This window comes from Oceanobacillus locisalsi (genome assembly GCF_042675985.1).
GTDB lineage: Bacteria > Bacillota > Bacilli > Bacillales > Amphibacillaceae > Oceanobacillus > Oceanobacillus locisalsi.
This window is the reverse complement of sequence record NZ_JBHTKK010000028.1, coordinates 25795-49091: the sequence shown is the minus strand read 5'-3', so window position 1 is coordinate 49091 and position 23297 is coordinate 25795. Positions and strand designations below refer to the sequence as shown.

Sequence of the window (23297 nt, the reverse complement as noted above, 5' to 3'; positions counted from 1 at the left end):
GCTCTCCCAATGTCCCTGTTCATCAAATAAGATGCGTTTTAGAATGTTCGTCTCCATACATTAAATCTACCACAGTGTTTCACACTGTGGTAGATTTAAATTTATATACTTTCTTATCTTTTAAAAAGAGCCCTTGGCCTTGCCGAAATAAAACTGATTTGCGCAGGAAGCACAGGCAATGAAGATACAGAAGTGATCAGACTATATCCTTTTCTCCCTGTCAAACGAGCATACACAATGATTGAAGAGATGTTACCGACTTATCAGATAACTTCAGAAATGAATCGTTTGCCTAAAAAAGCTTGGTTGCTTCGGATATTAAAGCCCAGCTGGGTATGGATGATAGCAACAGCCTTATTTTATTTTGTCAGACCTGACTTTTATAGTTTGAAAATACCTTGGTGGATACTTTCTTTCCTTCTTTTCACTCTGATAATGATGTCCAGACTGCTTTCTTCTTATCAAACCCGCTATAAGTTAAACAAGACATGTGTCCAGTTCAAGACTGGTGGATTTAACACAAGATTCTTTCTGTCAAAGAGAAAGAAGATATCGGAATTACAGCTGACACGTCATATCGTACAGCAAAAGCTTGGATTAACTTCAATTGTGATAAGCAATCGTGCAAAGCCTGTTATGCATACAAGGGTAAATCATCTTCCTATCGAATGGTGCAAAGCATTTGACAGATGGTACATGTTAAAGGAATAATATAAATTGCTTTTTCTCACAAAGAAGCGTCCGTAAAATGCCCACGGAGTAAAGTTTTTTATTTGAAAGAAGGCAATGCATGATGAAAATACTGCAGAGTATTTTATGCGGGTTCGGCTTTGTTATGATTTATGTTGTAATCATCCTTTGCGCGCCCTTTATCCTGAAAATGTTTTCTATTTTAGGTATACCTATCCATGCTACTATCTTTGGAACTGGTCTATTTGAGATGGAAACAAGTCAAGGCGGTTTTTATTCTCACCTGTCTCTCTTGGGTTGTATTCTTTCCTTTTTAACAGGCATCTTCTTTTATTATCTTTTATATCCAATCCAAGAGAAGCAGAAAAATCGGGAGTAAAAAATAGATAAACTGAAAAAATTCCTCAGACTTTTAATGAACGTGAAAATCTGAGGAATTTTTCATTCAAGCACTATGCTTTCTGTATAATTCCTTTCTCCAATATTTGTATAATTCTTTCTGTCTCTACTTCTTCTTCATCCCAATTGATTTCCGGAAGAAACACGTAACGAGCTACAATATACGATAAAATAGACGAAGCAACCGTACGTATAATGGCATCCGTCTTTATATCCGCCAGCTGCCCTTTTTCTTGATAATACGTGACAATTTCTCGCAGCTTATCAAAAACATCATTTCCCACATATTCAATAAACTTTTCTTTCAGGTCGGGATGAAACGGAATTTCCTGCACCAATATTTTTAACATCGGCAAATTATTTTGGATGAATTCTTTTCGATTTTCAATCATCGCCCGAATAAAATCTTGAATGTACTCAAATTCCTGATCAAGCACCTTATTCAGATCTTTTTTTATCATGGGGGCAATCCACTTCACCATCATTGGCGAAACAACCGCCAGCAGCAGTCCTTTTTTCGATTTAAAATGCTTAAAAATCGTTCCTTCTGCTACCTCTGCTTTATTGGCAATTTCACTCGTTGAAGTCCCTGCATAGCCTTTTTCTGCAAATAAATCCGTTGCCGCTTCTAGTATCGCTATTTGTTTTTTCGTCAGTTTAGGTTCTTTGTTTGTCATATTCACTCGCCTCTTATCACGTTAGACATATCTATCTATACTATATCGGATATGCAGCAAGTTTGTCATGAATAATGCGATGACTTCATACAACTGACAATAAACCAAAACAAAAAAATTTCCGATTATCTCATTTGGACAACCGGAATTTTTTTGACCTGCTATGTCAAAGCCTCTTCTCTATCACTTAATCCATTCTCCTAAAGGGAATTCGTTGCTCCGCCATCAATCGGAAATTCAGCACCTGTTGTATAAGAAGAATCATCCGATGCTAAGAACAACACCGTTTTCGCTACCTCAGCCCGTTTTCCTAAACGGCCAAGCGGATACCCTTCTCCAACTTCTTCCGTAGATTTTCCTTGTTGCTCCGCGCCATAATCTGCCATCTGCGTATCAATATAACCGGGATGGATAGAGTTCACACGAATCTGATCTTTAGCAACTTCCATCGCAACATCCTTACTCATAATACGGACTGCTCCTTTGCTTGCACCGTATAATGCATGTCCAGGAGCTCCGCCAAGTCCTGCAACAGAAGAAGCGTTGATAATGGAGCCACTTTTTTGCTTCTGCATCACTGGAAGCACATGTTTCATACCTAAGAAAGTACCTGTCACATTGATATTCATTAATTTATTCCATGTATCTAATTCAATTTCGGTGACTGGCTTAATAATATAGATACCAGCGTTGTTAAACAAGACATCAATTGTACCAAACTGGTCCACTGCTTTTTGAACAACTTCTTGCCAATCCGCTTCCTGACTGACATCATGCTTTATCGAAATAGCCTCTGCTCCAAGATCCTTTACTTCTTTTTCTGTTTCTTGTATACCCTCCACATTGACATCTGTCAAAATAAGCTTTGCGCCTTCTTTTGCAAATAAATGAGCTGTTTCTTTTCCAATACCTGTTCCAGCTCCTGTGATGAGCGTTACTTTATCTTGTACTCTCAATCTAAACTCCTCCTTGAACTACTTCTTAAAACATACAATTTCCTACACCCATTGTATATTTCCCTTTTTTTGTATGAATAAACATCAAAACATAATGTACATCGTATAGTTTCTGAGGAGTTTTATTTTTTATACATCGTCAAAATTGTAATCATTGATTCGCATTTGGACTCTGTAAATAGCAATACATGTAAAAATATTTTCAATATCCTTTTTGAACATCTACTTTATTTTCCAACACTTCTCCCGCTTCAACCTTATGCAGTGTATCAACAAAACAATCCGCCGCTTCTTTAGCAGTCGTCACAGCGGATATATGCGGCGTGACTGTTATATTTGGATGCCTCCAAAAGGCATGCGTTTCCGGCAACGGCTCTTCGCGGCAAACATCCAGCACCGCAAATCGCACCTGCTCCTTATCGATTGCTTCTATCAAGTCGTCCTCAACGACAGACTTTCCTCTGCCCACATTGATAAACCCGATATGCCCAACTTGGTTAAAGAATGATTTATCAAATAAATCAGCTGTTTTATCGGTTAATGGCAATGTATTTATGACATAATCAGCTTCTTTCATCAACGAGTTATTGGAACTAGCAGCTGCCACTTGTTCAAAAGCCGGCTTCTGCTTCCCGCTTAAAGATATGCCATACACCTTCATTCCAAACCCCGTCAATATATTAGCTACTGTACTGCCAATTTCGCCGGTTCCATAAATCACTGCTATTTTCGCATCCAATAGCGCAGGAGTAACTTCGCGCCACACTTTGTTCTCCTGCTGTGCTGCAAAAGTGGCATGTTCTTGGGTATCCTTTAGAATATAACTCAGACAATACTCTCCAATACGCTGCCCAAACGAGCAAACGGTCCGCGTTAATAATACGTTTTCATTCCAGTCCTGATGATACAAAAAACCATCGACGCCGGCTCCCAGAGAATGTACCCATTTTACTTTACTATAGTCAGTATCTTTCTGTACTTGAAAACCGCAAAAAACATCTGCCCAATCCAGGTCTTCTTCAGTCAAAACATCTTCGGTTACGTAACGAATGTTTTTGTCTAGTTTATATTGTTCTATGTGTTCTTTTAATTCCTTTATCATCGGGCTGACAATAACTATTTTTTGAATATCCACATTAACATCCCCTCTCCTTTTTTATTATAGAGGATTATTTGATTTTTTAAAAATATTCAATATAATGCTTTTATATAAAAACATCATCCTATTAGAGATGATCGTATTAAATTTTGAAGGTTCTCAAGCCTCTTTACAACTTATACTAATTTAGATATGATATGAATTACCATAACAACTGCATAAACCGAATCTCACTAGGGGAGCTTTTTTAAATAGCTGAGAAGGTGAAAACCTGACCCTTAATACCCGATCTGGATAATACCAGCGTGGGGAAGTGTAGTGGACCGTATGTCAATCGTTTTATTGATGCTACATTTTTCATACATACGTACAAACTGCATTCCCATCGGAGTGCAGTTTTTTTATGGATAAATATTATTGGAGGTATGGAAATGACGATCGAATGTGGTACAAGTCGAATTGCAGGGTGTCAATTTACGCTGTTTCCGATGAGCGATGATTTTGCGGAGGTTATTTTATCAACATTAGAAGAAGTTGACATGTCAAAGGTGTGGAAATCAACCGATGATGTAACGACATGTATCAGAGGCAAAAGAGTGCATATTTTTGACGTTACAAAAGCGCTTTTTCTTCATGCTGCTAAAACAGGGAAGCATGTCGCGATGAGCGGCACGTATTCCATCGGCTGCCCTGGCGACTCAACGGCTGATGTCTATATGGATGAGAGTAACGAGCTGATGAATGAATCCTCTTCGAAAGCGGTTCAGCAGCAAGCCGGATGTAAATTCTCTCTATATCCTTTAGGCGAAGAAGATTATATGGAAAAAATATATCAGCAGATCGATTGGTCCAAAACTACGGAAGTGTCTGTCAGTCACGCCCATTATGCGACAAGATTAGACGGGGATGTGCATGATATTTTCCGCGTTTTACAGCAATCCTTCGAGCAGGTGCAGGATGTAGTTTCACATGTGACGATGACGTTTACGATTTCAGCAAACAGCCCTTCTAATCCAAAAGAACAGGAGCAATAATCATGAAACAATGGAAATTGAAAGATATCGTTTTGATGTCCATTCTTGGAGTTGTTTTTGGACTGATCTACCTTGCTTTTTTCGGAGTGGGAAATGTGCTGTACGGCGTCTTGACACCGTTTGGATTGGGACCGCTCAGCTATGAGCTCATCTTTGGTGTCTGGTTTATTGTCTCGATTATTGCTGCTTATATTATTCGAAAACCCGGGGTAGCTTTTACCTCAGAGACCATTGCAGCACTAACAGAGGTGTTAGTCGGCTCTACTGCAGGACCAACTTTGATTTTATCCGGTATGGTACAAGGTCTTGGCGCAGAACTTGGCTTTGCTCTCACAAGGTGGAAAGATTACCGCCTGCGAGTTTTGATCCTGTCAGGTATGTTGGCAGCCACGGTAAGCTTTCCTTATGCTTACTTTATGTCCGGGTATGACGCCTATACGAACTGGCTTGTTATCGCCATGTTTATTACCCGTGTTATTAGTGGTGCGCTGATTGCCGGTTTATTAGGAAAATATATCGCCGATCAATTAGCAGCTACAGGAGCACTGAGCGGTTACCCGTTAGGAAAGGAGAGGCAGAAGCGACATGAGCAATCAAGCGCATCGTAACCCTTTATTCCAATTGAATGATTTTTCTTTTTTCTATCAAGATCAAGCAGAAGCCGTTATCAACCAGCTTACTGTTTCTCTTTATGCGGATGAAGTTACTCTATTGATGGGGGCGAGCGGTGCGGGTAAAAGCACTCTTGCCCTCTGCCTTAATGGGCTATACCCAGAAGCTGTAGAAGGAACAACGAAAGGCGAGATTCTTTTTCAAGGAAGAGCCACACAAGATTACGCAAAAGGCAAGCTTAACCAAAAGGTCGGCATTGTTTTTCAGGATCCAGAGAGTCAATTTTGTATGATTCGTGTCGAGGATGAATTAGCTTTTGTCTTAGAAAACATGGCCATACCAAGAGAAGAAATGTATATGCGTATCTTAACAGCACTAAAACAAGTAGGCATGCAAGATTTTCTCTATCATAAAATCCATGATTTATCAGGAGGACAGAAGCAGAAAATTGCCTTGGCCTCTGTATTGCTGATGGAACCAGATTATTTAATTTTAGATGAACCAACAGCCAATTTAGACCCGGTTTCCAGACTTGAATTCATTGAAACTATAATGCGGCTTCAAAAGGAATTGCAGCAAGGGGTGCTGGTCATTGAACATCAAGCTGAAGATTGGGTGGATTATGCAGATCGGATGCTGGTATTAAACCATGCCAGCCAAGTAGTTATCGATGATCAGCCAGCTACGGTTTTTTCAGCCTATCGGGAGGAATTGCACGCCCATCATATTGCCTTTCCGCCGGCCTATCGGAAAGAACTGGAGCAAGCATTACCAGCCATTCATGAATACGATTCAGCACCTATTATGGAGGTTGATCAGCTCGCTTTTCAATATAAAAAACAATCGATCTTAAATTATGTGTCGTTCTCTATTTATCCAGGTGAATTAATGGCAATCTTAGGTGAGAATGGTGCGGGCAAATCTACATTGCTGCAGTTGCTCACGCGATTAAAACAGCCTCAGGACGGTCAGATAACCTTGCATCAGAAAAATCTAAATGCATGGTCAGAACATGAATTAAGAAAACGGACCGGTTTTGTTTTTCAACAGCCGGAACATCAGTTTATACGCGACGCCGTTTATCAGGAAATAACATTTGGTATGCAATTAAATGGCATGCCGGCAAAGCAATTGGAAAGCAGAGCTTCTGCCTTATTGAAATTATTACATTTAGAAAAGCATCAGGCTCGTAATCCTTTTATGTTAAGCGGCGGCCAGAAGCGGCGCTTAAGTGTGGCAACCATGCTGGATGAAACCCCTGATCTATTATTCTTTGACGAACCAACGTACGGGCAGGATCATCAGACGACCAAGGAGCTGCTGGATATTATTCACAATTTGAGAGAGCAAGGAACTGCTGTCATGATCGTAACCCATGATATGGAATTAGTTGCCAAACATTGCCAACGGGCAGTTGTATTGAACGAAGGCGGCATTGCTTTTGATGGGGCTCCTGATTACTTATGGGAACAGACTCCGCTTTTAAATAAGGCGAGACTTCGATCTCCTTATCATAAAAGGTTCTCTAGCAAAGCGGCGATTGTTCCATGATTCAATCGATTAATCCGACGATAAAAGCACTGGCAGTTTTAATTCCAGGCATTCTATTAAGTTTCGCTTTCGATATGATCACGCCGCTTATTTTCTTGATATATATATTGATGCTAACTTTATTTTTCACTAATATACCATTAAAAAAATGGCTATTGTTTTTTATTCCGCTTTCACTATTTGCCATTGGACTGGCTTGGATGACTATGCTTTATACCGATGAATCTTACAATACCGGTCCGGTAGTTTTTCAGTTTCTATGGTTCGAGATCACCTCCGGAAGCTTTCAAGTCGGAATCAGCCTGGCATTACGATCGTTATGCTTTATCTCATTATCCTTGTTATTTGCCCTGACGACGGATCCGACTAAATTTATGCTCAGTTTAATGCAGCAGGCAAAGCTCTCCCCTAAACTGACCTATGGTATTTTAGCAGGTTACCGTTTTCTGCCTACCTTTAAAACGGAGCTTAATTTAATCAGGCAAGCACATCAAATACGCGGCGTACAGCGAACAAAAGGGCTTCGTCAAAAATGGCAGAACAACAAACAATATATTATCCCGCTGCTTGCCAGTTCGATTCGAAAGGCAGAGCGGGTGGCGATTGCAATGGAATCCAAAGGGTTTACCGGGGAACGCAACCGCACCTTTTATCACCAATTAACGATATCGAGTAAAGACTGGATTTTCTTCATTTCCATGTTCGTCGCCTTATGTTTCGCCTTCTTTATATCGGATCAGCTTGGATTTCTTCGCCTGATCGGGCAGGGTTAATTAATAAGGAAGAGGTAGATCTTGCATGATAGGCAATCTACCTCTTCCTTGTTTTACTAACTAAATAGAAAGAGAAGCTAATTGGCGATTTCTTCATCTGCTCTATCCAATTCCACCTGACAGCTTCCTTTTGTATGTTTTCCAATAACAAGTAACATACAATTCTTCCGTGAAGATGTAAAAGAAAAAGATCCCTTTTCGCTCTGATGAAATTCTTTATGGAAAACGACATTCCTTCGCTGCCTGAATGTTAATTCAAGCGAGCCCTTTTCTACTACGACATCATAATCAAAATGCACATTTTGATTTGTACCTACAACAAAAATATGATTGGAAATACCATTAAATTTTTTATAGCGGATGCGTAACTGGTTGTTTTTCAGGTGATTGGTAACAAATCCAACTTTGATAACGGGAAATCGAATATTTTTTATCACCCTTTTTTTGTACAGGAAATAGACAATACCAGCAGTAATTAAAATACCGATAAGCTCCATAGAGACACCTCTTTTTTTAACAAACGTTTATTACGTTCCCTTAATTCCTTTTTCCATCTTACAAAAGATAGACTAGTAAACCTTATAAGCCTGTCCAGTCTGCGCACCAAACACACTTTTTCGATAAGCCAGGCCAATTCGCTTGGAAGAAACAGGCTCAAATCCTTGGAATAGCTTCCCATACTTTTCTTTCGATTTCTCAAGCATGGATGGACTGACATGATTAATCCGGATCCCGCGCGGCATTTCAATTGCTGCTGACTTCACAAATGCTGATACACCGCCGTTTGCCATCGCTGAAGAGGAAGCTGTTTTTAATGGATCATCCATCAGGACACCAGTTGTCAATGTAATGCTTCCGTTATCCTTTAGATAATGTTGACCTATCAATACTAAATTTACCTGCCCCAGCTGCTTACTATTTACAGCAACCATATTCTGCTCCGGTGTCAATTCATCTACTGTTGCAAAGTGTGCGGAACCTGCTGCACAAATAATAGCATCTACTTGCCCCACTTTTTCAAAAAGCGCTTTTATGCTCGCTTCCGACGTCATATCGATCGGGTAATCCGAAGCGTTCCTGCTGGCTTGAATGATTTCTGCATCGTCCTTAAACTCTTCATACACAACTTCTCCGATGGATCCGGTTGCTCCTACTAATAGTATTTTCATGTTTATCTCCCCTTTAAATATAATTCTATTTGTCTGTGTATAGTATCTCATAGTGCTCTATAAATTGCATAGATTTTAAATAATCGGATTTTTATAATTATTGAATTAAAATCAAAATTTCTTTCTTTTCAAATTGTGCTTAAACCATGAAATCCAATAAAAAGATTATAAAGGCCTGTATTCGTTATATAAAGGAGTCGCTGTCAAATACAGCGACTCCTCCTTTTGCCCTATACCCATTTTGTGGTAATAACTTTCTTTCTTGTATAGAAATGCAATCCGTCTTTCCCATTGGCATGTAAATCTCCATAAAATGAATCCTTCCATCCAGAAAAAGGGAAAAACGCCATTGGCGCTGGCACTCCAATATTAACTCCAAGCATTCCTGCATCAATCGTTTCTCGAAATTGACGAACGCTTCCTCCATCTCTCGTAAAAATACATGCTCCATTAGCAAAGCGAGATTGATTAGTAAATTCAATTGCTTTACTTAAATCTTTCACACGAGCAATAGATAATACTGGAGCAAAAATTTCGTCCTGCCATATCTTCATTTCTGAAGTAACATGATCAAAGATAGTCGGTCCGACAAAATAGCCTCTTTCCTTTACAGTTTCATCCTTACGACCATCTCGAACCAAATTAGCACCTTCTTCTAGTCCAGCTTCGATATAGCTTAACGTACGTTCTTTATGGTTCTCACGTATCAATGGTCCAAGAAAAACCCCTTCATCTAAACCATTTCCAATTTGAATTTCATTGGCTTTTTGTATCAAAAGTTCGATAAATTCATCTGCAATGCTGTCTTCTACAGCTACTACAGAGGCCGCCATACAACGTTCTCCAGCTGAACCAAATGCTGCATTCATAATTTGTGTTGTAGCATTATCAAGATTAGCATCACGTAACACGATTGAATGATTCTTTGCGCCTGCTAAAGCTTGAACCCGCTTTAAATTATCTGTTCCACGTTTGTAAACATACTCGGCTACCGGCTGCGAACCAACAAATGAAATCCCTGCTACTTGCGAATGATCTAATAATCCATTTACAACATCATGTGCGCCATGAACGATATTAAATACACCACTTGGCAGGCCAGCTTCTTCCAATAACTCTGCTAGACGATTAGCAAGCAATGGCGTACGTTCAGAAGGTTTCATCACAAATGTATTTCCAGTAGCAATCGCCAAAGGGAACATCCAACATGGTACCATCATCGGAAAATTAAATGGTGTTATTCCTCCAATAACCCCTATTGGATAGCGATACAACCCAGACTCTAACTCTGTTGCAATCGAAGCAAGCTGTTCTCCCATCATCAATGATGGTGCTCCTGTTGCAAATTCTACACTTTCGATTCCTCTTTGTACTTCTCCATACGCTTCTGCAAAATTTTTACCATTTTCAATTGTAATCAATTTTGCCAGCTCTTCATGATTTTCTACCAAAAGCTGCTGATATTTAAACAGAATTCGTGCACGTTTAGGAACTGGAACTTCTTTCCACGTTTCAAATGCTTCTGCTGCTGTTTCTATTGCATGGTTTATATCTTCTAATGTAGATAACGGTACATAAGCAAGTACTTCTCCAGTTGCCGGATTAACAACATCTTCTGTTTTCTCTGTTTTCGTTTCAATCCATTTTCCACCTACATAATTTTTTAAAGTTTCTACTGTTGCTTGTGTCAATGAAATTACCTCCTAAAATCATTTTTATAAAATAAGGGTGTAGAGTACAATCGCCAATACTAATACGATACTTGGAACAAGAATACTTACAAGGAGAACCGGTTTATACGCTCGACTATGCGTCTCTCCACAAATAGCTCTTACTGTTGTCACAACAACACCATTATGTGGAAGAGAATCCAGCCCCCCCGATGCTAATGCAGAAACACGGTGCATCGCACCAGGATCTACTCCTTGAGCTAGATAAATAGGTGCAAGAATAGGCAGTGCAATTCCTAACCCTCCAGAGGCCGAACCTGTAATTCCACAAATAACCGTAACTCCGATAGCTAGCCCCAATAATGGCGGACCAGGCAGATTTACCAGTCCAGTTATCAATGTATCAAAGGCTGATACCTCAGCTGCAACACTCCCGAAACCAACAACTGCACAAGTATTTGCCAGTGCAATCAACGCATTTTGTGTTCCTGTTGCCATTGAGCTCCAAAATTCTTTAAGAAATTTCATCATTGTTAGGCAGGAAACAGCTATCCCTACAATCAAAGCAATTAACAATGCCGTTGTTGGATTCATAAACTGTCCTAGTATATTTAGTAAAACGATTACTAAAAGTAACGGTACAATAGCAACTATAATGTTCGGTAACTCTTGTGTGGCATTATCCTCCGTATTTGCTTCCTCTTTTTCCAGAACGGCTTTGGGAGGAGAAAATTCTTCTCCGTTGAACACAGCTTTCTTTACTATTGATCCAAGGTATAATCCACCGGCAATCATAATAAGCAAAGAACTTAAAACCCCAATCCACCCGCCTGCTGTTGGTGTTGTTCCAAAGAATTCAGTCGGAATAATATTTTGAATTTCAGGTGAACCTGGTGCAGTCATCGTAAACGAAATAGAACCAAAGATAAGTGCAGCAGGAATAAAACGATGCGGTAGATTGGCCGCTCGAAACAAAGAAACAGCAATTGGATAAACCGCAAAACCAACTACAAATAAGCTTACCCCGCCATATGTCATCACTGCTGCAGCCGCTACAACTGCAAACACGGCCCGTTTGACGCCAAATTTCTTTTTAATCCATTGTGCAATACTTTCAGCCGATTTAGTTTCATGCATAAATTTCCCAAAAATAGCTCCAAGTAAAAATACTAAGAACCATGAAGCAAAATATTCTGTAAAACCAGTCATATAATTATCCAATAATGCTGTCTCTAAGTTGAGTCCCCCTGTAACAGCAATAACTACCGAGCTGATTAATGCAGCAACGATAATATGGATGCCCTTCATTGTCAGATAAACAAGCAAAGCAAGTGCAGCTATCAATCCGATAAAGCTGATTATTTCCATCCCATTTGTCTCCCTTGATATCAACCCATCTATTATGACATTTTCTCTACACTAAACTGGTACGAGAAACAAACGTAATAAAGTTCCTCCACTTCTTCTTTTGTTGGTACTCTCGGATTATTTTGTGGACTGCCACTTGCAAGTGCATCCTCCGCCATTTTACTGACAACTGCTTCAAATTTCTCCTTTTCGATTCCCCATCCTTGTAAATTAGGAACATCTAACTCATAGCACAGTTTTTTCACCTCATAAACTGTAAGATCTGCAGCTTCTTCTTTAGAAAGTTTCTCTGCCTCTGCATCAAATAATGGGGCTAAATCAGCTAATTGATTTACACAGTCATCTCTGCTGAAATCAAGTACAGCTGGAAGAAGCATAGCATTAGAAATTCCATGCGGAACATGAAACAGTGCTCCAATTGGTCTGGACATACCATGCACTAAACACACAGAAGAATTGGAAAAAGCCATTCCCGCCTGCATGGAACCAATAGACATCGCCTCCCGTGCGTCTACATTTTTTCCTTCATTATAAGCAGGCTTTATATTGTTAACGATTTTTTCAATTGCCGATAATGCCAGCATATCTGTCATGGGCTGTGCTTTTTTTGAAATATAAGCTTCCACCGCATGACTTAAAGCATCAATCCCTGTAGCAGATGTAACAGATTTTGGTGAAGACATGCTTAGAACAGGATCTACAATGGCTACATTCGGCATTAATAATGGCTGCTTGATCATCATCTTAACATCATTTGTAGTATCAGTGATTACGGTAACATCTGTTGCTTCTGAACCTGTCCCAGCTGTAGTTGGTACAGCTATATGTGGGAGGGGTTGTTGTTCTATTTCTCTGTTTCCTCCCATATATTCACCAATATAAATACCATTTGTTGCAGCAACTGCCACTGCCTTGGCAGTATCGATACAACTACCTCCTCCTACAGAAATAACAACATCACATTTCTCTTTTTGGCATAATTCCAATGCCTCTGCCACATAAATATCAGTTGGTTCTGATTCAACCCCTAAATAGACAACGCTTTCAATTCTTTCTTTCAAAAGTAAATCTCTGCATTCACTAACATAACCTAGCTTCTCCATTATACGGTTACTGATAATCAGTGTCTTTTTACCTTTTATCGATGCTTCCATTCCTATCTTTTTAAAAGCATCTTTCCCATAATGAACGGTCTGTGGGGTACGAACCACATGACTCTCTCCCATAATTATCACTCCTTTTCTCTTTCACTTTTTAGAAGCAAAAATTATGCCAAATTTAAACCGCTTTATTGTAAGCGGTTTAAATTAAAAGTGTAGCTAAAAAGCTACACTTTATCGAAAAGATGTATTCATATTGCTACACTATTTATACAAACCATATTTTTTCATTTTTTTGTATAATGTCGTACGATGCATCCCAAGTTCCTTCGCTGCCTTTGATTTGTTTCCTTCGTTCTCTTCCAACGCTTTCATCAGAACTTCTTTTTCTTTATTCTTCATTTCCTGCTGGAAAATATAAGGGGATTCCAACAGATCAAAATGTTTTAAATAATTTGGGATGTGGTCTACGTCAATCACATTTGATTCAACCAAAATAATTAATTTTTCCATCGTGTTTATTAGTTCTCTTATATTTCCATACCAGGCGTAATTCATAAAGACAGTCATTGCTTCTGGTGTTACTTCTTTTTCTGGAATATCATATTTCTTACATAGACTCTTTAAGTAATGAGAAATCAATACAGGGATGTCTTGTATCCGTTCTCTTAACGGCGGTATCGGGATTTCAATAACATTAATTCGATAATATAAATCTTCCCGAAATAATCCGTCACGAACCATTTCTAATAAATTCCGATTTGTTGCTACAACGATTCGTGCCTCTAGCTTTTCTTTTTGTACTGCTCCTACTCGCTCAAATTCTTTTTCCTGCAGTACACGCAATAATTTCGTTTGCATCATCAAAGGCATTTCGCCAATTTCATCTAATAAAAGAGTTCCGCCTTTAGCTAATTCTAATTTCCCAGGTTTCCCGCCTTTTTTCGCACCTGTAAAGGCTCCATCTGCATAACCAAATAACTCTGACTCAAACAGTTGATCCGGTATTGCACCACAGTTTACACTGATAAATGGTCCATTTTGATAATAACTAAGTTCATGAATACTCTTAGCAATCAATTCTTTCCCTGTTCCACTTTCTCCTGTTATTAAAACGGTTGCATATGTTTTAGCAACTTTTCGAGTAATCCGCTTCAAGTCTGTTATCTGCTTACTAGATCCTTTAATTTTCTCTATCGATGCATGCTCTATTCTGTTTTCCTGCAAAGGCTTTTTCATTTGATTTTTGTTTACTGGAGTCTGCTTTGTTTTTTCCAAAAACCGATTATAAATTTGATATAATTCCGTCACTCCTTCAAAAATTAGCATCCCTATTGCACCCACCAATTTTTCTTCTCTCCAGATTGGAATACGATGTACTACCATCGGTTGCCCCTGAATATATTGAATAACTCCTCGCTCCGGTAACCCATTTCTAGCCGTATTATGCAGGTTAGTATTCTCAATAATCTTCTGTACCGGGCACCCAACAGCATCTTTCTGGTTGATTCCAGTAAAACTACTGTACGCTTCATTAAACTCAACAATTATTCCTTCTTGGTCAACAACAGCAACTCCTTCGTAAGCCCTTTCAAGAATAACATCCAATATTTCTGCAGTATGAAAAGTTTGATTTAATTCTTTCATATAGGATGATAAGCATTGTTGTATTTCTTTTCTTGTTAGTATACCTATCAATTGTTGCTTCTCATTGACAACAAAAAAATGGGAATATGGCATTTCATAGAAATCTATAATGAACTCATCTTTTCTAATAATAGAAAAATCTTCTTGTGATATATAATTCGCGATAGACGTTTCCCTCTCTCCTTGCAAACATGCTTTCAGAGTTGCTCTCGATGTAATTATTCCTACTGGACTCATCGATTCTCCAACGACTGGTAGGAACTCGACTGCTAAATCACTAAAAAGTTCTGCAGCAGCTTCTACAGTTTCATTTATATATATTACTTCTGGATTATTTTTCATCCATCTTCCAGCTTGGCTATCCACTTCATTTAATTGCTCCTGTGAATTCATTTGCAACATATTACTTTCCCTCCTAAATATAATGCGAAATAACTGGATTTTATTAACATTTTATGTTTTTTTAACTTATAGATGCGTGTTCTAACTCCACCGTCTTTAGACGGTATCCGCTTTAAGCCTTATCTTTTTTGTCCATACTAACAAAAGAGGTGATAGTATGGACGGATATAGAAAAAGCGGTCACGCAGTATATGACATCAAATATCATGTTATATGGATAACGAAGTATAGATATAAGGTGTTGCAAGGTCATATAGCAGTAAGAGCAAGAGAATTGATTAGGCAAGGTTGTGAAGCAAGAAGAATCACTATCCTGCAAGGAAGTGTTGGTAAAGATCATATCCATTTATTATTATTTTGTCCCCCAAGCATCGCACCAAGTAAAATCATGCAATATCTAAAAGGAAGATCATCAAGGTTATTACAGGATGAATTTCCAGAACTAAAGAAAAGATATTGGGGGCAGCATTTGTGGGCAAGAGGTTACTTTTGCGCCACAGTTGGAACAGTAACGGAAGAGATTATAAGAAACTATATAGCTAATCAATTCAATGAAAATAAAGACGATAAATTCAAAATTGAAGAGTGAGTTCAGTCTTATTTTGAATATGCTTCAGCTTAAGGACTTTGAGCAAGACTTCAGCCTGAAGAGCGACTTTAGTCGCTGACATTTATGTCCAAAACCACCTGCTTTAGCAGGTGGTTGTTTAAGCATCATTATGTTTGTCTACACCGGCTACTTTGACATCTCCAAGTTATGCTAGTACCCCATCAATTAGTCCTAAATCAATAATGATAACTTCTTCCTAATCATTGTCTGCCCTCCTATTGCACATCTACATTGGTCGTAACTCCCGGGCCTATTGGAATACCAAGCCATGTAAATAAAGAAAATAAAAGTGTTAAAGAAATCAATAGACAAATGACATAAGGGATAGCATGAGAAATAATTGTACCCAGACCTGCATTTTTATCCCACTTCCTCATAAATTCAAGAATCATAACGATATATGGATTTAGCGGTGACATCATGCTTGTCGATGCATCTCCAATTCGATAAGCCATTTGTACATAAGCCGGGTGATAGCCAAGCTGCAAAAGCATAGGTACGAAAATTGGTGAGAATATGGCCCATTGCGCAGCTCCACTAGTAATCACAAAGTTAACAATCGTCGTGACAAATATTAAGCCTATGATGACAGAAAAGCCAGTAAAATCAACAGAAGTTAAAAATTCTGCCCCATTTACTGCAAACCATGTCCCAACTCGTGTCCATTCAAAATAGGCAATGAACTGTGAAATAAATAAAATCAAGACGAGAAAATTTCGCATATTATAGATAGCCTCTCCCATATATCTACCAGCATCCCGGGTATTTCGAATCCGTTTCATTTTAATTCCATAAGTAACACCAATAACCAAAAAGAGTCCTATGATAAATGTAAGGATCCCATCTAAGAATGGAGAGGGTACCAGTCCTCCCTCTGCATTTCTAAGGGGAGATCCAGGTAAGCTGATCGCTATGACAACGAGAGTAAGATAGATTATTCCTGCATACATAGCCCATTTCAAGGCAATGGTTTCATCTTTCGTAACTGGGTTCACTTCATAATTAATATTTTCATTATAAGGACCCAATCGCGGCTCGGTTATCCTTTGTGAAATAAAGCCGCCGACCAGTGTAGCTACTACTGCCCCTGCAACCATAAAATAGTAGTTATCAACTGGCGTAACAGCAGGTGCATTGTCACTAATTAATGCAGAAGCTTCATTTGTCAGACTCGCAAGAATAGCCTCATTTCCTTGAATTAACACGCCAGTTCCAATACCGGAAGCAATACCTACAAACGCTGTGATAATTCCGGCAATCGGGTTTCTTCCTAACGAATAATAGATCATACCAGCAAGAGGAGGTAAAATTAAATAGGCAGAATCAGCTGCTACTGTAGCGAGATTTCCTGTAAATATCGTCATATACGGTAAAATAGCTGCTGGAAAAGAAAGCATAATCTTTTTAATACCAGCCTCTAAAAGTCCTACCCCTTCTGCAATGCCAATTCCAATACGAACACTCAATACAACACCTAATGGAGCAAAAGCTGTAAAATTGGTTACTAAACTGGTAACCATAAATTCAATCCCTTCACTTGACCATAGACTTCGGATTTCTAACTCTTCAGATGTTTTAGGGTCAAGTACAGTTATTTCAAAAATTGACAGGATCACCGAGACAATCATTAAAATAATGATAAAGAAAACAAATAACATATACGGTTCTGGAAGTTTATTACCAAAGCCTTCTATTTTAGAAAGTATATCGAACTTGCCTTTTAATCTTTTATTTTTATTCACTTTAGAGGATTTCATTTAGATTATTTCCTTTGTTATTGGTCCATACTGATAACTCTTCCAAAACGGTTCCTCTATTTATAACCATACCATTCCCAATTGTTACATGACGTGTAATTGTAAATTGAAACTTCATATTTCTACCTCTTTTCTAAAAATTAGTTTTATCACATCCTCTATTTAAATATCATTTTCTTCCTAAAGTCAATACATTAATTCCGACAATCCACTGTGAAGAGTCTAAGAAGATTCCCTGTCAAAAACGGCTCCTTCAGAATAGATTATCCTTCCATTTTTCATAATCTCCTCTTTTAAATCTTCCGAAGCATCTTCATACTTCATCAAATCTAAAAAAAGCAATGTATCTAACTCTTCTTCTAAAGTAAACGTTAATTCTACCCATTCCTCCTTCGTCATATTTGGAGCAACAAATGCTAGATCAATATCCGATTTTGGCGTATAATCTCCAACAGCTCTGGATCCAAAAAGAATAATTTTTTGAATGGTATTGATACGTTGGCCTGCGTCAGCTAATTGATCCTTTACTTTTTGCTCAATCATCATGGGGTTCTCTCCTGTCTTCCTGATACTTCTCTTTTAAAAACGTAAAAGTCTTCTTCATTTCAGGGAAATAACCAACAATATTTTCATAAATATTTCTTGCTTTTTCTTCATCATATACATGGGAGGTTTCATTTCTATCATGGAGCATTTGTAACCAAGATTGTTCATTTTGAATCCAATCTACCGCATAGGCTTGTTTTAGTGTCTCTCTCGAGGATTTTGCTTCAATTCCTTGTTCTTCTAACATTCGTTTCAGTGTTTTCCAATAAATTTCAACAGTAGTTTTTAAACGTTGAATTGTACCATCGATATACAAATCATCCGAATTGTCTTCTTTTAGTGCCTCTTCCAGTCTTACAAATGTTTTTTCCAAGTTATCTAAACACTGCACCGACTCCATTTCAAGTATAAATAACGCCTCCCTGCATTGTAGAACACGACACTCTTATTGCTATGTATTTTACTATATAGCAAGCTGTATGAGCAAACCAATGTGAAACGTACGAACAGCAATGTCAACATATTATTTATCCGATGTTTAACATAATCTTCAACAGTTATATAATTTATTTTAGACAACCCTGTAACTATTTTAAATCTAAAACGTGTTATATACAGACAGAAAGGAGGGACATATGAAATCAATTGATTCCATTTACCAATTTTATTTTCAAGATATTTACCGCTTCCTTCTTTCTCTGAGCCGTGATCCCTATACAGCGGAGGATTTGCTTCAGGAAACCTTTTTACGCGCATACCTGTATCTAGAATTCTATCAGAATGAGAATGTGAAATCCTGGCTATTCACCGTAGCTTATCGTACTTATATTGATTATTACCGAAAACATAGAAAAAATGTCGTCACCGAATCCGATTTCTTTCAGCAATTACCGAAAAAGGAAACAGACGTCCATCAGCAAATCATTTTAAGTGAAGAAGTACAAGAAGTTTTAACCCTGATGGATCAGCTGCCTGACAAACAGCGAACCGCGATGCTTCTTCATGATATACATGAACTTTCTTACAAAGAAGCTGCGCAAATTATGGAGATAAAGCTCGGTCATTTTAAAATAGTGCTGTTCCGCGGCAGACAAGCAATCAGGCAGAGAAAGGAGAATAATAATGACGAAAACATTTGAAGAGAAACTAAAGGCTTATGAAAAAGGAGAATTAACAGCTGAGGAACGAGAAGCATTCGAAAAAGAACTGGATAGGCTTGAAAATATCTATGAGCAGGAAGAAAATCAACAGAAGAAGCCTTCTCATAACAACGAACAGAAAATCCTGCGAAAGGGGAAATGGAAAGCACGCATCCAGACGACCTTCTATGTATTTATGATAGGTATTGGTATCTTTTTTATCAGCACTATTGGCACTAGTATTTATTATGCCTGGGGAACGCCGGATAGAGCAGATGTCATACGAAATGTAACCGACTATACCTATGCACTGACCGATCCTTATGGCAATCTCTCTCATTCCTCCACGCAAGGGAATTTCTTTTTCAGTTTGGATGTAGAAACCCCCAGACAAAAACAAGTTGGTGACGAAATCATTGAAGTTGGTCAATCGGAATCATCCTTTTTCTTTTCCTATTTAAGATCGCAGGAAAACACATCTTATTCAGAGGATAATTCCGCTGCTCCTGGTTTTTATTTACCTGAAGCAAATGAAACACGGCAATCTGATTGGAATCAATTGGAGAATTTACCTGAGGGCACCGTGTCCTCTGCTTATATTTCTTTCGATGAGCTGCTGGAAACCGATGACGTATTCACCCTCTTGGATGATTACAATATAAACATTCTATGGTTCGGCGTAGAAGCAGGAGCCTATCGGGACAGTCATGAAGGTAGTATGGATACCTATGTTTCCGAACCATTTCTGTTTGGCTTTCCTGCTGCGCCCATCTGGATGGAAGAAGACATGGGGACAGATGATATCGAGGAAGAAGACGGTTGGTTTGGCACAAGAACAGTTTCTGAAACAAGCTCCTCTCCTGCTTATGAAGAAGGAGACAGCGCGATCCTGCATGAACAATTTTTTAAAGTGTTGGCGTTTCTTTCAGACCATGAGGAAATGGCTGACAAAATGACTTTTGGGGATATGCCAGCAGAGGATATGTTGAACTATTTGGAGGAGAATGGCATTCATCACTATGGTGTGGTTGTTACCGGCCCGACAAAGGAACTGTTAGAATTACGGGATAATGATGCGATTTCAGCATTGCAGCTGGATGAAACAAGGCTTTGGAATTGGATAGACAGTGAATAGAAACACCTTCTCGAACATCTTTTGATTGGTTGGCAGTTTTTAAAGCGACCAATCAAAAGATGGTTCTTATATACTTTAGAAAAAAATCTTTTAGCGAATAGCTATTTAATTTAATAGAGCTTAGTAATTTAAATATTCCTCTATATATTGATAAAAAACTGCTGGATGCATACATTTTATTTTTCCAATTTGTGATGGAAATCTTCGTGTATTTGTTGTTATGATATATTGGCAATTTTGTTGAATAGCTGCCGCCCATACATGGAAGTCTTCCTGATCATAATAATTCAAAGGAATTTTCATTTCGCTCGTTTGATTTATTGCCAACCTTTTAGCTTTTTCATGATTTAAACCAGTTAATTCCGATAATACTTTACCAATTGGCTGATTTTCTCTCCGTCTCGTTTCCATACTGTATCTACCTACTACACTATTAACTGGTAATTTTTCATAAATTTCAAGTATTGGATATATAAAATCAAACATGAATTTTTCTATTTCCCATATCTCGTATTTTATTTCTTTACTCCCTCTTCCAATACCATTAATTGCATTTCTCACAAACTCAAACAAACAAACTTTGGAAAGCACAAGATGATACAAATCCGTCATCCGAGCTAATTTCAAAAGATTTCTATTTATTCCGTCTTTTCGTATCGCACCACAAATAACTGTTGTATCTAAAAAAACTTTAGGAGGCTTATCTCTATGAAAGATTGAATTCATCGACGTCATCCGCTTCCTGATTTTTCCTGTCAAGATGCCCTAAAATAGTATTTGCTTTATTATCTTGCTCTCTTGTTGTAACAAAATTATCTTCAGGAATTCGCCAATGTCCGCCTTCTGATCGGTAAACTCTTTTGAATTTACCTCTTTCGCACATTCTACGTATGGTTTGATCACTTAACCCTAATTTATTTGCAGCTTCACTTGTTGTATAAAACTTTTTTTTATTTTCTCCAGCAGTACTATTTTCATCGTTTTCTTCTATTTCATGAAGATAAGCAGGCTTTCTTTCCATTATATAGTGAGGTTGATTTTTTTCCTCTATCCATATAGAGGCCACAATTTTTTTATAAATAACTTGTGGATTTTCCGTCATTTCACTAATTTTTTCAATATAATTTAAAATGGTTTCGTAAGATGGTTCAGAAATATATTCAACTGTTTTCTTTCTGATTTCATTGTCTAAACATCTAATCGCTTGTATAGATTCTTCATTTTGTATAGATAAATGTAAATCAGAAATAAGTGTCGTACTCATGTTAAGTTGTATGAATAACCTTTCAATAGCCGCTTTTAATACTGCTTGGGCTTTTAATTTATCATATTGAATTAACTCTTCCACAGCATCCCATAAAAGCTCTTGCTCTTCATCTCTTCTAGCGCTCATCAAAACACCTCATTCTTGATACATTACTTATATTATATAATGTATCATAAATAATCAATAAGCTCAACAAAATTCCAACAAACTCAACAAATATTGTTTAAATCATTTCCATTCAAGGTAATTTTTATAATTATCATCTAGGATTATACTTATTTTGCGACCCTTCCAATGTAACCAATTAATAGGAGAAAAAGCAAAACGTCCATATACCTATCCATTTTTAATGAATAAATTAAATCACTATTCCACTATTCTCGCTTCTTTTATGTTATATTATTTTGTACTGTAAAAAATATTGCACACACCCTTAGAAAACCAACAACAAGGAGAGACCAAGAATGACAACCATTTTATTCACAAATGCCAAGGTATTTACCGGTAACAATACAACATTTGAAACCATGGACTTTATGGCAGATACAGAATCAGGCCGTTTTGTCCGCCAAGAAACAGCAATCGCAGAGCAAACCATCGATTTAAAAGGCAAATACGTCATGCCGGGTTTAATCAATGCACACACACATATAATGTTAGATCCTTTCTTCAAAATTGGCGGCCTTTCTTCCGTCAGTACTGCTGAAACAGGAGCAGTCGTAAACACGTATATTGCAGCGCACAATTTAAATAAACTCTTAAAGCACGGTGTTACGTATTTGCGAGATGTCGGTTCTTCCGACAACATCGACTTACAGCTGTCTAAATTGGAAAAGGAAAACAAAATAACGGCACCCGGCATTATCGGATCCGGTCCGGCACTCGTAATGACTGGCGGACATGGTGTAGAACTTGGCTGGGAATCAGATGGTGTAGATGAGATTCGTAAAAACGCACGTACCAATATCAAAAACGGAGCACGAAATATCAAAGTCATGGCCACCGGCGGCGTAAGTATGGATGGAGAAACACCGGATGATGTGCAACTCAGCGTGGAAGAAATGCGCGCTGCAGTAGATGAAGCGCATCACAAAGGCTATACGGCCTGCGCACATGCCCAAGGGACGGAAGGAATCAAAAATGCTATCCGCGCAGGTGTCGATTCAATTGAACATGGTATTTATTTAGATGATGAAGCCATGCAGATGATGCTCGATACCAACACATACCTTGTCCCGACATTGATGGCGCCATGGGCGATCAGTCAGCATCTGGATGAACTGCCTGATTTCATGGTGAAAAAATCACTCGCGGTTCAGGAAGCGCATATTGAAAGTATCGGCAGAGCAGCCAAAGCTGGTATTCCTATTGCAATGGGAACAGATGCCGGGACGGCTTATAACGATTTTGAAAATGGCTCTGCCCAAGAGCTTGAACTGCTGGTTAATGCCGGTTTAACACCTCTGCAAGCATTGCAGTCCGCTTCTGTTCGTGCAGCAGAATTGCTTAAAATCAACGACTTTGCGGGTTCCATTGAATCAGGAAAGCTTGCTGATTTTATTGTGATAGAAGAAAATCCATTGGAGGATATTACAGCTGTTCAGGGAGATAAAGTGGTTTATAAAAAAGGCAGGAAAGTTGAATAAGCGTTCCATAATAAAGAGCCTGGACAGGAAAGATAAATGCTATCTTTCCT

The 23297-nt window shown here is 38.3% G+C and carries 24 protein-coding genes and 1 riboswitch; of the genes, 10 read left to right on the top strand and 14 right to left on the bottom strand.

Annotated features, from left to right (window positions below; translation table 11 throughout):
* The first annotated feature begins 237 nt into the window (after positions 1–237).
* Together ACFQ19_RS17605 and ACFQ19_RS17600 are read left to right on the top strand one after the other, a co-directional pair.
* Positions 238–711: a PH domain-containing protein gene (locus tag ACFQ19_RS17605; protein WP_379593979.1), complete on the top strand. Its 474-nt coding sequence runs from the start codon at positions 238–240 to the stop codon at positions 709–711.
* Positions 712–790: 79 nt separating this feature from the next.
* Entirely contained in the window at positions 791–1069 is a 279-nt protein-coding gene (locus tag ACFQ19_RS17600) for a hypothetical protein (RefSeq protein WP_379593978.1), read from the top strand.
* A 73-nt stretch (positions 1070–1142) separates the two neighbouring features.
* On the opposite strand, the gene ACFQ19_RS17595 is transcribed toward ACFQ19_RS17600, so the two are convergent.
* The 3 genes from ACFQ19_RS17595 to ACFQ19_RS17585 all read right to left on the bottom strand — a co-directional run bounded on the left by ACFQ19_RS17595 (position 1143) and on the right by ACFQ19_RS17585 (position 3857).
* Entirely contained in the window at positions 1143–1766 is a 624-nt protein-coding gene (locus ACFQ19_RS17595; protein ID WP_379593977.1) for a TetR/AcrR family transcriptional regulator, read from the bottom strand.
* A 200-nt stretch (positions 1767–1966) separates the two neighbouring features.
* A complete protein-coding gene (locus ACFQ19_RS17590; protein ID WP_379593976.1) occupies positions 1967–2722 on the bottom strand; it encodes an SDR family NAD(P)-dependent oxidoreductase in 756 nt (251 codons plus the stop codon).
* A 202-nt stretch (positions 2723–2924) separates the two neighbouring features.
* Positions 2925–3857 (bottom strand): D-2-hydroxyacid dehydrogenase, encoded by a 933-nt coding sequence (locus ACFQ19_RS17585; RefSeq protein WP_379593975.1) that lies wholly within the window; start codon positions 3855–3857, stop codon positions 2925–2927.
* Positions 3858–4046: 189 nt separating this feature from the next.
* A riboswitch (TPP riboswitch) is annotated at positions 4047–4150 on the top strand.
* 102 nt (positions 4151–4252) lie between these two features.
* Between ACFQ19_RS17585 and ACFQ19_RS17580 the strand changes: the two genes are divergently transcribed.
* Genes ACFQ19_RS17580 through ACFQ19_RS17565 form a run of 4 tightly spaced genes read left to right on the top strand, consistent with a single transcriptional unit; the run spans position 4253 to position 7791 of the window.
* Positions 4253–4855: a YkoF family thiamine/hydroxymethylpyrimidine-binding protein gene (locus ACFQ19_RS17580; protein ID WP_379593974.1), complete on the top strand. Its 603-nt coding sequence runs from the start codon at positions 4253–4255 to the stop codon at positions 4853–4855.
* Entirely contained in the window at positions 4855–5463 is a 609-nt protein-coding gene (locus tag ACFQ19_RS17575; RefSeq protein WP_379593984.1) for an ECF transporter S component, read from the top strand. Before ACFQ19_RS17580 ends, ACFQ19_RS17575 begins: the two co-directional genes overlap by 1 nt.
* Complete coding sequence (locus ACFQ19_RS17570) at positions 5441–7018, top strand: ABC transporter ATP-binding protein (protein ID WP_379593973.1); 1578 nt, start codon at positions 5441–5443, stop codon at positions 7016–7018. Before ACFQ19_RS17575 ends, ACFQ19_RS17570 begins: the two co-directional genes overlap by 23 nt.
* Positions 7015–7791, top strand: a complete 777-nt coding sequence (locus ACFQ19_RS17565) for an energy-coupling factor transporter transmembrane component T family protein (RefSeq protein WP_379593972.1) — start codon at positions 7015–7017, stop codon at positions 7789–7791. The genes ACFQ19_RS17570 and ACFQ19_RS17565 overlap by 4 nt, the downstream gene beginning before the upstream one ends.
* Before the next feature lie 77 nt (positions 7792–7868).
* Here ACFQ19_RS17565 and ACFQ19_RS17560 read toward each other — a convergent pair whose 3' ends face one another.
* From ACFQ19_RS17560 to ACFQ19_RS17535, 6 genes are all read right to left on the bottom strand, one after another.
* Complete coding sequence (locus ACFQ19_RS17560; RefSeq protein ID WP_379593971.1) at positions 7869–8288, bottom strand: hypothetical protein; 420 nt, start codon at positions 8286–8288, stop codon at positions 7869–7871.
* Between the two features lie 72 nt (positions 8289–8360).
* Positions 8361–8960, bottom strand: a complete 600-nt coding sequence (locus ACFQ19_RS17555) for a short chain dehydrogenase (protein WP_379593970.1) — start codon at positions 8958–8960, stop codon at positions 8361–8363.
* Positions 8961–9190: 230 nt separating this feature from the next.
* Entirely contained in the window at positions 9191–10651 is a 1461-nt protein-coding gene (locus ACFQ19_RS17550) for a CoA-acylating methylmalonate-semialdehyde dehydrogenase (RefSeq protein WP_379593969.1), read from the bottom strand.
* A gap of 24 nt (positions 10652–10675) precedes the next feature.
* Positions 10676–11998: a GntP family permease gene (locus ACFQ19_RS17545; protein WP_379593968.1), complete on the bottom strand. Its 1323-nt coding sequence runs from the start codon at positions 11996–11998 to the stop codon at positions 10676–10678.
* Positions 11999–12030: 32 nt separating this feature from the next.
* The gene (locus tag ACFQ19_RS17540) at positions 12031–13224 is read right to left on the bottom strand and encodes an iron-containing alcohol dehydrogenase (RefSeq protein WP_379593967.1); all 1194 of its coding nucleotides are present in this window, start codon (positions 13222–13224) and stop codon (positions 12031–12033) included.
* A gap of 138 nt (positions 13225–13362) precedes the next feature.
* The gene (locus ACFQ19_RS17535) at positions 13363–15147 is read right to left on the bottom strand and encodes a sigma 54-interacting transcriptional regulator (RefSeq protein WP_379593966.1); all 1785 of its coding nucleotides are present in this window, start codon (positions 15145–15147) and stop codon (positions 13363–13365) included.
* 157 nt (positions 15148–15304) lie between these two features.
* Between ACFQ19_RS17535 and tnpA the strand changes: the two genes are divergently transcribed.
* Positions 15305–15736, top strand: coding sequence for an IS200/IS605 family transposase (gene tnpA, locus ACFQ19_RS17530; protein WP_379593964.1), 432 nt, complete (start codon positions 15305–15307; stop codon positions 15734–15736).
* Positions 15737–15972: 236 nt separating this feature from the next.
* On the opposite strand, the gene ACFQ19_RS17525 is transcribed toward tnpA, so the two are convergent.
* From ACFQ19_RS17525 to ACFQ19_RS17515, 3 genes are all read right to left on the bottom strand, one after another.
* Positions 15973–17514, bottom strand: a complete 1542-nt coding sequence (locus tag ACFQ19_RS17525; protein WP_379593963.1) for an AbgT family transporter — start codon at positions 17512–17514, stop codon at positions 15973–15975.
* Positions 17515–17736: 222 nt separating this feature from the next.
* Positions 17737–18060 (bottom strand): nucleotidyltransferase domain-containing protein, encoded by a 324-nt coding sequence (locus tag ACFQ19_RS17520; protein WP_379593962.1) that lies wholly within the window; start codon positions 18058–18060, stop codon positions 17737–17739.
* Complete coding sequence (locus ACFQ19_RS17515) at positions 18050–18460, bottom strand: HI0074 family nucleotidyltransferase substrate-binding subunit (protein ID WP_379593961.1); 411 nt, start codon at positions 18458–18460, stop codon at positions 18050–18052. The genes ACFQ19_RS17520 and ACFQ19_RS17515 overlap by 11 nt, the downstream gene beginning before the upstream one ends.
* Before the next feature lie 235 nt (positions 18461–18695).
* Between ACFQ19_RS17515 and ACFQ19_RS17510 the strand changes: the two genes are divergently transcribed.
* Positions 18696–19199, top strand: a complete 504-nt coding sequence (locus ACFQ19_RS17510) for a sigma-70 family RNA polymerase sigma factor (protein WP_379593960.1) — start codon at positions 18696–18698, stop codon at positions 19197–19199.
* Positions 19183–20334 (top strand): anti-sigma factor, encoded by a 1152-nt coding sequence (locus ACFQ19_RS17505; protein ID WP_379593959.1) that lies wholly within the window; start codon positions 19183–19185, stop codon positions 20332–20334. The genes ACFQ19_RS17510 and ACFQ19_RS17505 overlap by 17 nt, the downstream gene beginning before the upstream one ends.
* 120 nt (positions 20335–20454) lie before the next feature.
* Here ACFQ19_RS17505 and ACFQ19_RS17500 read toward each other — a convergent pair whose 3' ends face one another.
* Together ACFQ19_RS17500 and ACFQ19_RS17495 are read right to left on the bottom strand one after the other, a co-directional pair.
* Complete coding sequence (locus tag ACFQ19_RS17500) at positions 20455–21060, bottom strand: PIN domain-containing protein (protein ID WP_379593958.1); 606 nt, start codon at positions 21058–21060, stop codon at positions 20455–20457.
* On the bottom strand, positions 21041–21727 hold the full coding sequence (locus tag ACFQ19_RS17495) for a helix-turn-helix domain-containing protein (RefSeq protein ID WP_379593957.1): 687 nt from the start codon (positions 21725–21727) through the stop codon (positions 21041–21043). Before ACFQ19_RS17495 ends, ACFQ19_RS17500 begins: the two co-directional genes overlap by 20 nt.
* A gap of 338 nt (positions 21728–22065) precedes the next feature.
* Here ACFQ19_RS17495 and ACFQ19_RS17490 point away from each other — a divergent pair, with 338 nt between their 5' ends.
* Entirely contained in the window at positions 22066–23247 is a 1182-nt protein-coding gene (locus ACFQ19_RS17490; RefSeq protein WP_379593956.1) for a metal-dependent hydrolase family protein, read from the top strand.
* Positions 23248–23297: the final 50 nt, after the last annotated feature.

Excerpts from the sequence above, each read along its gene's own strand:
- ACFQ19_RS17605 (WP_379593979.1), top strand. The coding sequence starts at position 238 with ATGATTGAAGAGATGTTACCGACTTATCAGATAACTTCAGAAATGAAT.
- ACFQ19_RS17600 (WP_379593978.1), top strand. The coding sequence starts at position 791 with ATGATGAAAATACTGCAGAGTATTTTATGCGGGTTCGGCTTTGTTATG.
- ACFQ19_RS17595 (WP_379593977.1), bottom strand. The coding sequence starts at position 1,766 with ATGACAAACAAAGAACCTAAACTGACGAAAAAACAAATAGCGATACTA.
- ACFQ19_RS17580 (WP_379593974.1), top strand. The coding sequence starts at position 4,253 with ATGACGATCGAATGTGGTACAAGTCGAATTGCAGGGTGTCAATTTACG.
- ACFQ19_RS17570 (WP_379593973.1), top strand. The coding sequence starts at position 5,441 with ATGAGCAATCAAGCGCATCGTAACCCTTTATTCCAATTGAATGATTTT.
- ACFQ19_RS17565 (WP_379593972.1), top strand. The coding sequence starts at position 7,015 with ATGATTCAATCGATTAATCCGACGATAAAAGCACTGGCAGTTTTAATT.
- ACFQ19_RS17560 (WP_379593971.1), bottom strand. The coding sequence starts at position 8,288 with ATGGAGCTTATCGGTATTTTAATTACTGCTGGTATTGTCTATTTCCTG.
- ACFQ19_RS17555 (WP_379593970.1), bottom strand. The coding sequence starts at position 8,960 with ATGAAAATACTATTAGTAGGAGCAACCGGATCCATCGGAGAAGTTGTG.
- ACFQ19_RS17545 (WP_379593968.1), bottom strand. The coding sequence starts at position 11,998 with ATGGAAATAATCAGCTTTATCGGATTGATAGCTGCACTTGCTTTGCTT.
- ACFQ19_RS17540 (WP_379593967.1), bottom strand. The coding sequence starts at position 13,224 with ATGGGAGAGAGTCATGTGGTTCGTACCCCACAGACCGTTCATTATGGG.
- ACFQ19_RS17535 (WP_379593966.1), bottom strand. The coding sequence starts at position 15,147 with ATGTTGCAAATGAATTCACAGGAGCAATTAAATGAAGTGGATAGCCAA.
- tnpA (WP_379593964.1), top strand. The coding sequence starts at position 15,305 with ATGGACGGATATAGAAAAAGCGGTCACGCAGTATATGACATCAAATAT.
- ACFQ19_RS17525 (WP_379593963.1), bottom strand. The coding sequence starts at position 17,514 with ATGAAATCCTCTAAAGTGAATAAAAATAAAAGATTAAAAGGCAAGTTC.
- ACFQ19_RS17520 (WP_379593962.1), bottom strand. The coding sequence starts at position 18,060 with ATGATGATTGAGCAAAAAGTAAAGGATCAATTAGCTGACGCAGGCCAA.
- ACFQ19_RS17515 (WP_379593961.1), bottom strand. The coding sequence starts at position 18,460 with ATGGAGTCGGTGCAGTGTTTAGATAACTTGGAAAAAACATTTGTAAGA.
- ACFQ19_RS17510 (WP_379593960.1), top strand. The coding sequence starts at position 18,696 with ATGAAATCAATTGATTCCATTTACCAATTTTATTTTCAAGATATTTAC.
- ACFQ19_RS17505 (WP_379593959.1), top strand. The coding sequence starts at position 19,183 with ATGACGAAAACATTTGAAGAGAAACTAAAGGCTTATGAAAAAGGAGAA.
- ACFQ19_RS17500 (WP_379593958.1), bottom strand. The coding sequence starts at position 21,060 with ATGAATTCAATCTTTCATAGAGATAAGCCTCCTAAAGTTTTTTTAGAT.
- ACFQ19_RS17495 (WP_379593957.1), bottom strand. The coding sequence starts at position 21,727 with ATGAGCGCTAGAAGAGATGAAGAGCAAGAGCTTTTATGGGATGCTGTG.
- ACFQ19_RS17490 (WP_379593956.1), top strand. The coding sequence starts at position 22,066 with ATGACAACCATTTTATTCACAAATGCCAAGGTATTTACCGGTAACAAT.